The sequence below is a fragment of the Agarivorans sp. QJM3NY_29 genome (assembly GCF_050870835.2).
Taxonomy (GTDB): domain Bacteria; phylum Pseudomonadota; class Gammaproteobacteria; order Enterobacterales; family Celerinatantimonadaceae; genus Agarivorans.
This window is the reverse complement of sequence record NZ_CP194036.2, coordinates 3,972,375-3,985,751: the sequence shown is the minus strand read 5'-3', so window position 1 is coordinate 3,985,751 and position 13,377 is coordinate 3,972,375. Positions and strand designations below refer to the sequence as shown.

The following is a 13,377-nucleotide window of genomic DNA, read 5'->3' as shown; positions in this document are numbered from 1 at the left end:
CCAAGCAGCAACTTAATTTGATTCTAGGAAGGGCAATATGCAAGCGGTAGATATAGCGATTATTGGGGGTGGTATGGTGGGTTTGGCTTTGGCGCGAGCCTTGGCCGACAGTCCACTCCGGATCGCCATTGTGGAGCCTTTCCCTGCGCTGTCCCCCGATTTAGCTAACTATAGTTTACGAGTCAGTGCGCTCAGTTTATCCTCGCAACGCTTGCTTGAATCACTCGGTGCTTGGGATGAAATTGTGGCTCAGCGCTTGGCACCTTATCACGATATGCAAGTGTGGGAACGTGACAGTTTTGCTAAGATCCGTTTTCAAGCCAAACAAGTGATGCTGCCTCAAATCGGCCATATCGTTGAAAATGAGGTGATTCGTTATGCTTTATGGCAGCAAGTGTGTAGCCAAAGTAATGTTGCGATCATCGAATCTTCAGTTGAAAAGTTGCATCGAGGCGAAACTGAGTCTTGGCTTAGTTTTGACAACGAGCAAAGTTTAAGTTGTAAGTTGCTGGTGGCTGCCGATGGTGCAAATTCCTGGTTACGTCAACAACTCGATATTCCACTCACCTATTGGGATTATCAACACACTGCGATTGTTGCGACGATTAAAACCGAAATGCCCCATCAAAATTGTGCGCGACAAATCTTTAGTCAGGAAGGGCCTTTAGCCTTTTTACCTTTGGCAGAAGCCGATCATTGTTCCATCGTTTGGTCGGTATCGCCGGATCGAGCTGCCGAGCTACAAGCCCTACCAGAGCTCGAATTTAATCGACAATTGAGCATCGCTTTCGACGCTCGTTTGGGGTTGTGTGAACGGGTTGGCGAGATAGCGGCCTTTCCATTGCGAATGCGTTATGCGCGAGACTTTGCGGGTCAAGGTTTCGCTTTAATTGGCGATGCGGCCCATACCATTCATCCTTTAGCGGGTCAGGGGGTGAATTTAGGCTTGATGGATGCAGCCGCTTTGGCGGAGGATATATTGGCCTTGCAGGCGACAGGCAAATCGCTATCGGATTATGCTAATTTACGTCACTTTGAACGCTGGCGGAAGAGCGAAGCCACGCAAATGATTGCCTCGATGGAGTTTTTTAAGCGACTATTTGGTAATAACCTTGCGCCGCTTAAGTTAGTGCGTGGACTAGGGATGAATTTGTTGGATAAGGCTGAGCCCTTAAAGCAACAAGCGATGCGCCGCGCCTTAGGTCTGGAAGGTGATTTACCTCGTCGTGCAAAAGTGAGGTCTTATTGATGATTGTTACCCAATGAGAGGCACGCCCTGAAACAGCGTTTCACGCAAAAAAAATCCAGTAGGGAAGGCTACTGGATGGTGAAGTTACATCACAACTTCAAGGAGGATCTTTCCTAGTTTTCACCAAGGAAAGCGCTCTGTTATATCGATGCCAGCAGTCGCTGCAAAAACTGGCATCGATAGTTACAGACTTTTCATTAACCCTGCATTAATCAGGGCTAAGTCATCTTGGCTTAAGTTGCCAGCGGTTTGTTTTAGTTCCAACATGTTTAGGATGTAATCGTAACGGGCGTTGGCCAGTTGATTCATTGCTGAATACAGATTGCGGGTTGCATCTTGTACATCAACAATGGTGCGAGAGCCCACTTCAAACCCCGCTTCGGTGGCATCTAAGGCACTTTTTGAAGACACAACTGTTTGCTGATAGGCTGTTACAGAACCGATACTAGAAGTGACATTATTGACCAGTGAATGGATCGAACTTTGTACCGAGCGGTAGCTCTGCTCTAGGGCTTCCGATGATTCAATATAACTGAGTTGAGCCTGCTTCACTTGAGAGTTAATACTGCCTCCGGAATATAGTGGCCAGCTAAATTCTAAACCGATATTACCGCTATTTGTGTCTCCCCCGTTGAGGGTGTTGTAGCTATCGTTACCATATTGATTCTTTTCATAGCCGATCCCCGCGGTCAAATTTAAGCTAGGTTGATGGCCGGTTTGGGCGAGTTTGATCTGCTGTTTAGCGATCTGTTGCGCGATGCGTTGGGCATTCAGCGTTAAGTTATGCTCACCCGCCGTGGAGAGCCAATAATCGACGTTGTGGCTCAATTCCCGAGGCTCAAAACGTTCGGTATTGAGTATCTTTAATTGACGGGCCTGAACGCCGGTCAATTCGCGCAGTGCCTCGTAGCTATTGGATAAGTCGTTATTCGCTTGAATTTCTTCCGCAAGGGTCCGGTCGTACTCAGCTTGTGCTTCATGCACGTCGGTAATCGCGGTTAAGCCAACCTTAAAGCGTTGCTTGGTTTGCTCTAGTTGTCGCCCTACCGCGGTTTTGGTGGCCGCCACAAAGTTGAGATTGTCCATGGCACGTAACACCGCAAAGTAAGCCTTACTTACTCGAATGATTAAGTTTTGTTGTTCGCTTTGGTAGCTGACATCGGCCTGCGAAGCATTTTTTTCAGCAATACTTAAATTGGTCCAATTACTCTGTGAATAGAGTGATTGGCTCAAAGAAACCGAGGCTGAACTATTGCTGATGCTATCGATAGCTTGATTGTCGGTATCGGTATAAGTCGCCCCCGCGCTAAACCCAATTTGAGGTAATAGTGAGGCCTTGCTTTCGCTGATTTGTTCAAAAGCAATGTCACGCTGTGCTTTACTCTGCAAAATCACCGGATCTTTCTCTTGAGCAAGTTGGTAAATTTGTAGTAAATCATCGGCTGATACTTGAAAGGCACTTATGCCGAGCAAGCTACCTAAGAGTAAGGATTTTATTTTAAAACTCATTTCATGGTTCCTTAAGTCGCGGCTTATTCGAGTAATACCGCCACCCTGCTAGAGGTTGTTGCTTCGATTTGGCCTCAGAAGGCTGAGGCCAAATGACTGCGAATGAATTAACTGGTTTTTGGTACTTTGATGCGATATATCAGGGTATAAATCACAGGGAGTACCACCAGTGTTAATACCGTGGCAAAACCTAAACCAAACACAATGGTGACCGCCATCGATTGAAAGAAGGGATCTGACAGTAAGGGAATCATCCCTAGCATGGTGGTTAATGCTGCCATTCCCACTGGCCTAACCCGACTTACTGACGAGTGATAAACAGCCTCATAGGGGCTTTGGCCTTCTTCGAGTTCCAGATTAATTTGGTCGACTAAAACAATACTGTTTTTGATGATCATCCCACTTAAACTGAGCATCCCCAAAATCGCCATGAAGCTGAGAGGTGCGTCTAGAGCCAATAGACCAAAGGCCACACCAATCACTGCTAGCGGTACGGTTAACCAAATAATTAAGGGTTGCTTAATCGAGTTAAATAGCAGCACCGTAAGTAAGAACATCGCCAAGTAACCCATTGGGATGGAACCTGCGATCCCTTGCTGGGCTTCAGAAGAGGTTTCAAATTCGCCTCCCCATTCTAATTTATAGCCGTCTGGCAAGGGGATAGCTTCCACTTTATCGCGTACTTTTCGTAACAATGAATCAGCGGTTTGACCACTACCAATGGCGGGGTCGGCTAATATCGTGATCAAGCGTTTTCGGTCGCGACGCATGATAATCGGATCTTCCCATTCGCTGTCGAAGCTAGAGACCAACTGGGTAATCGGCACAAAACTTTGGTATTTAGAACTCCAAACTTGTAGCTCGTTTAAACTATTGGCATTTTTTCGCTCGGCTGCAGGAGCGCGCGCCACAATTGGCAGCAGGTGTGAGCCATCGCGATAGGTTCCAATGTTTTGACTATCGAAGTTACGCAGCAAGGCCGCATCTAGGTCTTGTTTACTAATTCCGATTTCACGTGAGCGAGCCAAATCCATTTGCGGGCGAACTAACAACTGCTGGTTGCGCCAAGTATTTCGAATATTATCGGCTGAGGGCTCATTTTGAAAAATGATCACCGCCTGCTCCGCTAATTGACGCAGTACCACGGGATCATCACCATAGAAGCGAGCTTCTATTTTAGCTGCTGGAGAAGGACCATTTTCGATTAATTTAACCCGGTATTTGGCTTCCGGGTAGTCTTCTCTTAATTTGTGTTGCAGCCAAGGCAAGTAGGCCGAAAGACTCTGTAAATCTTGCATCTCGACGATCAATTGCGCGTAGGCGGCGTAGCCTTTCTCTGGTTGATAAGTTAAGGCATAACGCTGTGCACCTTGACCGATCACCGAGGTGATATTCACAATGCCTCGCTGGTCGCTCGTTTTGTCTTTGTCTTTGATTAAGTCCTGCTCGATGCCGCTTACAAATTTTTCGGTGCCAAGAATATCGGTGCCTTCAGGCATCCAGATATCTACCATAAAAATGGGAGTGGTAGAGGCAGGAAAAAAGACATTCTTCACTTTACTCATACCTACAACGGCTGCTCCTAACATTGCGAGAACCAGAAGTATGCTAATGATTCGATTGTGCATAGCAGCATTAAGAATGCGACGATAAATGTTAAAAATTAAGCCGCTATAAGGTTCTTGCTCGGCGCTGTCTTGATCGCCATCCTTAAACAACAGATAACAAAAGAAGGGGGTAATGGTGATAGCCATCACCCAACTGATCGATAAAGAAATCAGCAATACCTGGAACAATGAGGCACAGAATTCGCCAGTGGCATCGGAGGAGAGTCCGATTGGCGCAAAAGCCATAATTGCGATAACGGTAGCACCGAGCAATGGCCATTGGGTTTGCTTAACAATCGCAGCGGCAGCTTCGGTACGGCTTAAGCCTTTTTTAATACCTATAATGACCCCTTCGGTCACCACAATGGCATTATCAACTAACATCCCTAAGGCAATAATGAGAGCCCCTAAGGAAATATTTTGTAACTGAATGTGCATTACATTCATCACAATGAACGTGCCAAGGATGGTAATGACCAGCACCGCACCCATCAAAATACCCGATCTTAGGCCCATAAAGACGAGTAATACGATGATCACAATGCCAACCGATTGCGCAAGGTTAACGATAAATCCGCTAACGGCCTTATCGACAATTTTACCTTGATCATAAATCACATTAATCTTCATTCCGATCGGCATTTCAGATTTAAGGGATTCTAGTTTGGCGTTCATTGACTTTGAGATGTCGACCACGTTTACTCCTGAGGAGTAAGAGATCCCCATGGATAAAGCCTTCTCGCCATTATCATGATAAAGCTGACTCGGAGTCTCGGTGGTGGCGCGATAAATATTTGCGATGTCGCCTAAATAGATCAGGTTGTCACTGCTTGGTGGGCTCACCAAAATGTTTTTCATTTCAGAGATATCGGCCAATTCACCGGTGGGGTGGATCCGGACTCGGTTATTGTCAATCAGCATTTCACCGGCGTTAGACACTACATTTTGGGTCTGCAATAAACCGTAGATATAGTCGGGTTCGAGACCCAATGCACTCAGTTTTTGCTGGCTAATTTCGACCACAACTTGCTCTTGTGGGACACCGACTACCGATACCTTTTTCACCCCGGGAGAGAGAACCAATTCGCGGCGTAACAGGTTGCTGTAGTTATCGAGGTCTCGATAGCTGTATCCTTCACCAGTTATATTTAGCAAATAACCATACACATCGGAAAAGTCGTCAATAATTAATGGCGAACCGACTCCGGGAGGCATCTTGCCTTGCGTATCACTAATTTTTCGGCGTAATTCATCCCAGACTTGCGGTAAGCTATTCTTGTCATAATGATCATTCATCTCGACTTCAATTTGCGACAGCCCTGCGCTGTTAATTGAAGACACATGTTTGATCTGAGACATCTGCTGTAGTGCATCCTCTAGTGGCAGCGTGACTTCTTCTTCCACTTGTTCGGCACTGGCACCGGGATAATTGGTGATCACTAATGCCGTTTTGATGGTAAATTCGGGTTGCTCGAGTTGACCTAAACCAGTGAACGAGATCACCCCTCCGACCAACATCAACACGACCACCATCCAGCTGATTACTTTATGGTTAATACTATAGAGTGCTGCATTCATGGTTAAACTCCTCTAACCCAATGCAGTGGTTTGATTAACTCTTTACCTGTGAGCGCGTTGACTCCGCTGGCAACCACTCGGTCACCTTGATTGAGACCAGATAAGATCTCAATGCCATCGGCGCGAATTTTCCCGAGTAAAACTGGAGTCAGTTTAAGTGATTGCGCATCGGGCTGGTAAACCCAAACCGATGCGCTTAATGGTTGGCCTTCAGCGGCTTGAGTAATTGTATCGCTATCGCGAACCAGCGCCGTGAGCGGCAAAATAGCAATTGGGTTGCTTTCAGCAGAAGCAGCAGGCATGTTAATCGCGACCGAAGTACTCATGCCGGGTATCAAACGCATTTGCTCTGGTGCCTTGAGGATAAAGGTTGTCTCATAGGTTTGAGTCCCTTGCGAGGCAAGGCTACTGTGTTCTTTATAGTGGACAGGAATGGCTTGTCCACCAAGTAAGTTGTCGAACTGTGCATAGGCTTGAATTTGCTCCAGCGCCGCATGGTTTTGTAAACTGAGTAACATGGATTCTGGAAGCTGAATTTTTAGCTCGAAAGTATCGGTGTTTTGCAGTGTCACAATCGCTTGATTTGGCTGAACCATTTGATAGTTGTCGGTATGTACCTTGGCAACTACACCAGAAAATGGCGCATATATCGTGGTATAGGCCAGCTGGTCGCGGCTACTACGTAAGTTAGCGTCGGCCGATTTTAAACTGGCACTCGCACTGTCAACGTCGGCGGGCGAAATCAGTTTGCGGGTTAACAAAGCTTTCTTTCGTTTAAAGTCGGCTTGAGCCAGTTCAAAATTTGCTTCAGCATTGAGCAGCGCGTTACTTGCATCACGTTTGTCTAATTGCGAGAGCACTTCGCCTTGCTGAACCTTTTGCCCTTCAATTAAATTAAGCTGAGTTAACTCGCCGCTAATTCGAAACGCCAACTCAGCCTGTTGGCTCGCATAGACTTTGCCTGGAAAACTGCGTTGCTTTGGCGGGATCGATTGGTCAATATCGATTAATTTAACCGGGCGCGGTTTCACTATGGCTTTGGTTTCTGCTTGGGCTGAAAAGTCGCATCCGGAAATCAAAGTGGATATAAATACCGCCATGACAATCTGATAAGGAGTGTGATTGAACATATTTTTCCTTGAGATCTGTTTTATATAATAAAAGCCGAGTATAGAGAGTTTATCTTTCACAAAAAACATGACTATTTGTAACTTTGTGTTCTGAAATGTGAAACTTAAGTGTTAGGCTCATCTAGAGCTACAGGGCTTCTAGCTGAAATTGTTATTAGACGCGAGAGAAAATACCGCCATGAAAACAGAAGACATTAAGTTATTTCACTTTATTGTGGATTCGGGAAATTTAACCAAAGCCTCAGAGTTGCTTGATTTACCGAAATCTAATCTTAGCCGTCGACTAAAAAATCTTGAAACTGAATTAAAGGTGAAACTATTTCATCGCCATCAGCGCTCGATTGCGTTATCTGAGAATGGACGGCAGTTTTATCAGCGGACCAAGCCGATCATTATTGAGCTTGAATCAACGATTGAAGACATGGTGCACGAGTCCTATGAATTGAGTGGTCATTTGCGTTTGCAGTTACTACCGCTACCCGGTATCAGTGTATTTGAAAATATTATTTTTGAATTTATGGAGCTTCATCCTAAGGTGCATCTGGAGATTATCACTAGCGCCGATGAGCGAAATTTAATTGAGCATAATATCGATGTTGCACTGCGCATTGGTGATCGTTTGGAAGATTCGAGTTTAATGGCGCGTGCGTTGCAAACCATCTCCATGGGTTATTACGCCAGCTCTGAATACTTAACAAAGTACGGTCATCCGCGCAGTGAAGAAGAATTGAAGCAGCACCAATTTATTATCCAGCGGATGCCAAATGGTAAATTGGCAAAACAATTTCCTTTATCTAAGGGAAAGTTTTTTGAAGCGAAGGGGCGACTGATTGTGAATGATATCGCCTTGGTGACTCATGCTTGTATTAAACACCAAGGCGTGGTGTGTCAACCGAATCATCTGGTAAAGCCTGAGGTAGAAGAGGGGCTCTTAGTTCATTTGTTACCCGAGACCAATTCGATTGTTAGCACTGGTTGGCTGGTATACCCAAACCGTAGCAGTTTGTCTCGGGCAGCCAGAGCTTTAATTGATTTTCTCTATCATGAGATTAATAAGCTATCCATCGAATAACTGGTTTTTGTTTTGTGATATACGGTCTTGTTTGTGCAGGACCATTTGATGCGAAGCCTTGGAAAGTTTACCGCGACCTTTTGTGAAAAAATTCAGCTTGAAAGAGTCGACTCAACGAGTTGGCTGTTTGCTATCGGCTTTTAGTGTAACTGCTCGCTTCTTTGGTTGAATCACAGTCTCCTGCGCAGCGCCATGTTGAGCTCATTTGCGCTTGGTTTCATCTTGCCGTTTTACGGCTTAGTCTTAGCAAACTCATTTATTTTAAGCTTTACTTGTCAATCAGGCGCTACGCTGCTGGTTTTTTGAACGTTAATTGTTGAAATATTTTTATTCAATTTTTTAAAGTGGATTAGTTTATCTAATCAATGGCGGGGTGGGGTGAAAAATAAATATGGTGGAGAAAATTGATTTTCTCAGTTTAAATTGGCGTTAAGTTCGATGCTTACCCAGAAATACTAGCTATTAATACTGTTTTTTGGCGTTTTGACAGGTTTGTTGTCAGCGTCTTGTTGTGCTTATGTAAGTGAATTGTTCAACTTATCTATTAGCTCTATTTGGGATTGTCATTTTACAGTCGCATCGTTGTCGCTATAATCGTTCTGCATTGGCAGAAGGGTTTTTCCTTCTCTACCTTATGATAAAGAGAATAGCAGATGACACAGCAAACGGTTCTTCACCAAGCGCATCTCGATGCAGGTGCAAAATTAGTTGATTTTCATGGCTGGGAAATGCCTATCAACTACGGCTCGCAAATTGAAGAGCATCATGCGGTGCGCCAAACCGCAGGCATGTTTGATGTATCACACATGACTATTGTTGATATTCAGGGTCAACAAGCACAAGCCTTTCTACGTAAACTGTTGGCCAATGACGTGGCTAAGCTCACCGTGAAAGGCAAGGCCTTATATGGTGGAATGCTGAACCATGAAGGGGGGGTTATTGACGACCTCATTACCTATTATTTCAGTGAAACCGACTACCGTTTAGTGGTGAATTCAGCCACTCGTGAAAAAGATCTGGCTTGGATCAATCAACAAGCGGCCGACTATCAAGTGAGTATTATTGAGCGACCAGAGCTGGCGATGATTGCAGTGCAAGGCCCGCAAGCCAAGCAACTCACCGCGGCGGTATTGGATAACGAGCAAAACCTTGCTGTAGAAGGTATGAAGCCTTTCTTTGGAGTGCAAGCCGGTGATTTATTTATTGCCACCACTGGTTATACCGGTGAGCAAGGCTACGAAATTGTGGTACCACAAGATAAAGCGGTTTCTCTTTGGAAGGCGCTGCAAGCACAAGGCGTGAAACCTTGCGGTTTGGGTGCGCGCGATACCTTGCGTCTAGAAGCAGGCATGAATCTATATGGTCAGGATATGGACGAGAGCATTTCGCCGTTAGCCGCGAATATGGCTTGGACCATTGCTTGGCAACCAGAAGACCGGGATTTTATTGGCCGCGCAGCATTAGAAGCGCAACGAATCGAAGGCAGCGATAAGCTGGTTGGTTTGTTGATGGAAAGCAAAGGCGTAATGCGTGCCGGGCAACAAGTGACGGTGGTCAACGAATTTGGCGAAGCGCTCCCTGGGGTGATCACTAGCGGTACATTTTCGCCGACTTTAGGCGTCAGTATTGCTTTAGCACGGATCGCCAATTGTGAGGTTGATGAAGCCTTAGTGGAAATGCGCAAAAAACAGGTTAAAGTGAAAGTAGTAAAACCTGTATTTGTACGTAATGGCGCCAAAGTTTAGCTTCGCTGAGCACTGATTTTTACTTTGAATTAACCCTTAAATTAGCAACCTAGAGGAAAAGAATTATGGCTACTATCCCAGCCGATTTACGCTACGCAAGCACCCATGAGTGGGTTCGTGATGAAGGTGAGGGTGTTTACACTATTGGTATTAGTGAGCATGCTCAAGAACTTTTGGGTGATATGGTCTTTGTTGATTTGCCCGACGTGGGTGACGATATTGATGCGGGAGACGATTGTGCGGTTGCCGAGTCGGTGAAAGCGGCTTCTGATATTTACGCGCCAATCAGTGGTGAAGTTGTGGCAATTAACGAAGATTTAGAAGACTCGCCAGAATTGGTGAACAGTGATGCTTACGGCGACGGTTGGATGTTCAAAGTGAAATGCAGCGACTCAAGCGAGCTTGACGAATTAATGTCGGCCGAAGACTACGCCTTGACCATCGAAGAAGATGAATAAAATCAGGTAAATGATGCGCTCCGCTAGTCGGGGCGCTTTTTTTATCTAAAAGAATTTAAATACCACTAAACGCAAACACACTTTATTTCAGTTATACAGGAATACTTCAATGAACCCGTCTTTGCCGTTAAATGAATTAGAGCAAAACCAAGACTTCATTCGCCGCCACATAGGCCCCGACCAAGCCGAAGTGGCCACCATGTTGCAGCAACTAGGGCTAAATTCGGTTGAACAACTGATCGAGCAGACGGTGCCGGCGCAGATTCGCCTTAGCCAAGGTCTAAACATTGGAGAGAGCCAAACTGAACAGCAGGCTTTAAGTGCCCTGCGTGACTTAGCCAAGCAAAATAAGCTGTATCGTAGCTACATCGGGATGGGGTATCACAATACCCATGTGCCGCATGTGATTTTGCGTAATGTATTTGAAAATCCTGGTTGGTATACCGCTTATACGCCTTATCAGCCCGAGATTGCTCAAGGCCGTTTAGAAGCGTTACTCAATTTTCAGCAGTTAAGCCTCGACCTCACAGGGATGGAGTTAGCCAGTGCTTCATTACTCGACGAAGCCACTGCTGCTGCCGAAGCGATGGCGTTAGCGAAGCGGGTGTCTAAAAACAAAAAATCTAATTTATTTTTCATTGCCGATGATGTGCATCCGCAAACTATCGACGTAGTTCAAGAGCGAGCCGATTTCTTCGGTTTCGATACTGAAGTTGGTCCCGCCGAAAGTGTAGTGGAACACAATATATTTGGTGCGCTGCTGCAATATCCAGGCACCAGTGGTCGAGTGCGTGACTTAAGCGAGCTGATCGGGCAAGTTCACGCTGATAAGGGCATTGTTGCAGTGGCCGCCGATATTATGGCCTTGGTGATGCTTAAATCACCTGGCGCGATGGGGGCTGACGTGGTGCTGGGTTGTGCTCAACGCTTTGGCGTACCCATGGGTTACGGTGGCCCGCATGCGGCATTTTTTGCCACCCGTGATGCCTATAAACGCTCGCTTCCCGGACGAATTATTGGGGTTTCTAAAGATCGCCGAGGCAAGCCTGCGTTGCGCATGGCGCTGCAAACCCGAGAGCAACACATTCGCCGTGAAAAAGCTAACTCAAACATTTGTACCGCGCAGGTCTTACTCGCCAATATGGCTTCATTCTACGCGGTGTTCCATGGCCCTGATGGCCTGCGCACCATAGCCCAACGGATCCATCGTTTAACGGCTATTTTAGCTCACGGCCTCGAGGCTAAAGGTCTCAGCCCTGAGCATGCTCAGTATTTTGATACGCTGTGTATTCCGGTGGCCGATAAACAGTTAATTAAAGCCCGCAGTGAAGCCTTGGGCATTAACTTGCGCATGGATCTGGAGGGCCGAGTTGCTTTAAGCCTTGATGAAACCACGACCGCTGCCGATGTGAATGATCTATTCAGCGTATTGTTGGGCGAAGGCCACGGCTTGGATGCGGCGCGTTTAGATGTGGTTGTGAAGGGGGAGACTTGCATTCCACAAACCTTGTTACGCGATACGCCAATTTTAGATCACGAGGTTTTTAATCGTTACCGCAGTGAAACCGATGTATTGCGCTATATTCGCAAGTTAGAGAGTAAAGATTTGGCGCTTAATCACTCGATGATTTCGCTGGGTTCATGCACGATGAAACTCAACGCAACTGCCGAGATGATCCCAGTGACTTGGCCAGAATTCTCCAGCATGCACCCTTTCTGCCCAAGTGAACAGGCGCAGGGCTACCATGCCATGATTAGCCAACTAGAAGATTGGTTAGTTAACATCACTGGTTACGATTCAATTTGTATGCAACCAAACTCGGGTGCGCAAGGTGAATATGCAGGTTTGTTAGCGATTCAAAAATATCACGCCAGCCGTGGTGATCATCACCGTAATATTTGTTTAATCCCCAGTTCGGCCCATGGAACCAATCCAGCCTCGGCCCATATGGCGGGCTTAAAAGTGGTGGTGGTTGCCTGTGATAAACTGGGTAATGTAGATATGGGTGACCTGCGTAGTAAAGCCAGCGAGCTAGCCGAGCAGTTATCTTGCATCATGATCACCTATCCAAGTACCCATGGCGTTTATGAAGAATCGATTAAAGAAATTTGTGACATTATTCATGACAACGGTGGTCAGGTATATATGGATGGCGCCAATATGAACGCCCAAGTTGGGTTAACTTCACCAGGCTCGATTGGCTCAGATGTAAGCCACCTTAATCTACATAAAACCTTTGCCATTCCGCATGGTGGTGGCGGCCCCGGTATGGGCCCGATTGGGGTGAAAGCGCATTTAGCACCGTTCGTGGCAGGCCACAGGGTTGTGAGCAATGGTAAAGTTAGTCATGCCAATGCGGCCGTTGCGGCAGCTCCTTACGGTAGCGCGTCTATTTTGCCGATTAGCTGGATGTACGTGGCCATGTTGGGCAACCAAGGCTTACGTCAATCCTCAGAGATTGCCATCTTAAACGCGAACTATCTTGCCAGCCGTTTAAGTCAAGCCTTTCCTATCTTATATAGCGGTAAAAATGGCTGGGTTGCGCACGAATGTATTATTGATATGCGGCCCCTTAAAGAAGCGACTGGTATCACCGAAATGGACGTGGCCAAACGCCTCAACGACTACGGCTTCCACGCACCTACCATGAGTTTCCCAGTTGCGGGTACGCTGATGGTTGAGCCAACTGAATCAGAATCGCTAGCCGAAATTGACCGTTTTGTTGACGCAATGTTAGCCATTCGCGGTGAAATAGCCAAGGTAGAAACCGGAGAGTGGACGCTGCAAGACAACCCGCTGGTATTTGCACCACATACCTTGGATGACATTACCGATGCCGAATGGCCACACTGCTACAGCCGCGAGCTGGCGGTATTCCCTAGCGCGGCAGTGAAGCAAAACAAGTTCTGGCCAACGGTCAATCGTATCGACGATGTATATGGCGACCGGAATTTGTTCTGTGCCTGCTTGCCGATGGAAGCGTACCAGGAGTAGATGATCATTGATGGGGATCATTAATTAAGTTGGT

Annotated in this window: 8 protein-coding genes; 5 read left to right on the top strand and 3 right to left on the bottom strand. The window is 46.4% G+C overall.

Annotated elements, in window-relative coordinates:
- Positions 1-37: 37 nt before the first annotated feature.
- Complete coding sequence (locus ACRRS0_RS17970) at positions 38-1,249, top strand: FAD-dependent monooxygenase (RefSeq protein ID WP_432451845.1); 1,212 nt, start codon at positions 38-40, stop codon at positions 1,247-1,249.
- A gap of 183 nt (positions 1,250-1,432) precedes the next feature.
- On the opposite strand, the gene tolC is transcribed toward ACRRS0_RS17970, so the two are convergent.
- The 3 genes from tolC to ACRRS0_RS17955 all read right to left on the bottom strand — a co-directional run bounded on the left by tolC (position 1,433) and on the right by ACRRS0_RS17955 (position 7,073).
- Complete coding sequence (gene tolC, locus ACRRS0_RS17965) at positions 1,433-2,758, bottom strand: outer membrane channel protein TolC (RefSeq protein WP_432451846.1); 1,326 nt, start codon at positions 2,756-2,758, stop codon at positions 1,433-1,435.
- 107 nt (positions 2,759-2,865) lie between these two features.
- Positions 2,866-5,943, bottom strand: a complete 3,078-nt coding sequence (locus ACRRS0_RS17960) for an efflux RND transporter permease subunit (protein WP_432451847.1) — start codon at positions 5,941-5,943, stop codon at positions 2,866-2,868.
- Between the two features lie 2 nt (positions 5,944-5,945).
- Entirely contained in the window at positions 5,946-7,073 is a 1,128-nt protein-coding gene (locus ACRRS0_RS17955) for an efflux RND transporter periplasmic adaptor subunit (protein WP_432451848.1), read from the bottom strand.
- A 178-nt stretch (positions 7,074-7,251) separates the two neighbouring features.
- Between ACRRS0_RS17955 and ACRRS0_RS17950 the strand changes: the two genes are divergently transcribed.
- The 4 genes from ACRRS0_RS17950 to gcvP all read left to right on the top strand — a co-directional run bounded on the left by ACRRS0_RS17950 (position 7,252) and on the right by gcvP (position 13,343).
- Positions 7,252-8,145 (top strand): LysR family transcriptional regulator, encoded by an 894-nt coding sequence (locus ACRRS0_RS17950; RefSeq protein ID WP_432451849.1) that lies wholly within the window; start codon positions 7,252-7,254, stop codon positions 8,143-8,145.
- A 653-nt stretch (positions 8,146-8,798) separates the two neighbouring features.
- Positions 8,799-9,890, top strand: a complete 1,092-nt coding sequence (gene gcvT / locus ACRRS0_RS17945) for a glycine cleavage system aminomethyltransferase GcvT (protein ID WP_432451850.1) — start codon at positions 8,799-8,801, stop codon at positions 9,888-9,890.
- A gap of 65 nt (positions 9,891-9,955) precedes the next feature.
- Positions 9,956-10,348: a glycine cleavage system protein GcvH gene (gene gcvH, locus ACRRS0_RS17940; RefSeq protein WP_432451851.1), complete on the top strand. Its 393-nt coding sequence runs from the start codon at positions 9,956-9,958 to the stop codon at positions 10,346-10,348.
- 109 nt (positions 10,349-10,457) lie between these two features.
- The gene (gcvP, locus tag ACRRS0_RS17935; protein ID WP_432451852.1) at positions 10,458-13,343 is read left to right on the top strand and encodes an aminomethyl-transferring glycine dehydrogenase; all 2,886 of its coding nucleotides are present in this window, start codon (positions 10,458-10,460) and stop codon (positions 13,341-13,343) included.
- Positions 13,344-13,377 lie beyond the last annotated feature (34 nt).

Bases quoted from the DNA above. Each gene is read 5' to 3' on its own strand.
- gcvT (WP_432451850.1), top strand. From the start codon at position 8,799: ATGACACAGCAAACGGTTCTTCACCAAGCGCATCTCGATGCAGGTGCA.
- ACRRS0_RS17955 (WP_432451848.1), bottom strand. From the start codon at position 7,073: ATGTTCAATCACACTCCTTATCAGATTGTCATGGCGGTATTTATATCC.
- gcvH (WP_432451851.1), top strand. From the start codon at position 9,956: ATGGCTACTATCCCAGCCGATTTACGCTACGCAAGCACCCATGAGTGG.
- ACRRS0_RS17950 (WP_432451849.1), top strand. From the start codon at position 7,252: ATGAAAACAGAAGACATTAAGTTATTTCACTTTATTGTGGATTCGGGA.
- tolC (WP_432451846.1), bottom strand. From the start codon at position 2,758: ATGAGTTTTAAAATAAAATCCTTACTCTTAGGTAGCTTGCTCGGCATA.
- gcvP (WP_432451852.1), top strand. From the start codon at position 10,458: ATGAACCCGTCTTTGCCGTTAAATGAATTAGAGCAAAACCAAGACTTC.
- ACRRS0_RS17970 (WP_432451845.1), top strand. From the start codon at position 38: ATGCAAGCGGTAGATATAGCGATTATTGGGGGTGGTATGGTGGGTTTG.
- ACRRS0_RS17960 (WP_432451847.1), bottom strand. From the start codon at position 5,943: ATGAATGCAGCACTCTATAGTATTAACCATAAAGTAATCAGCTGGATG.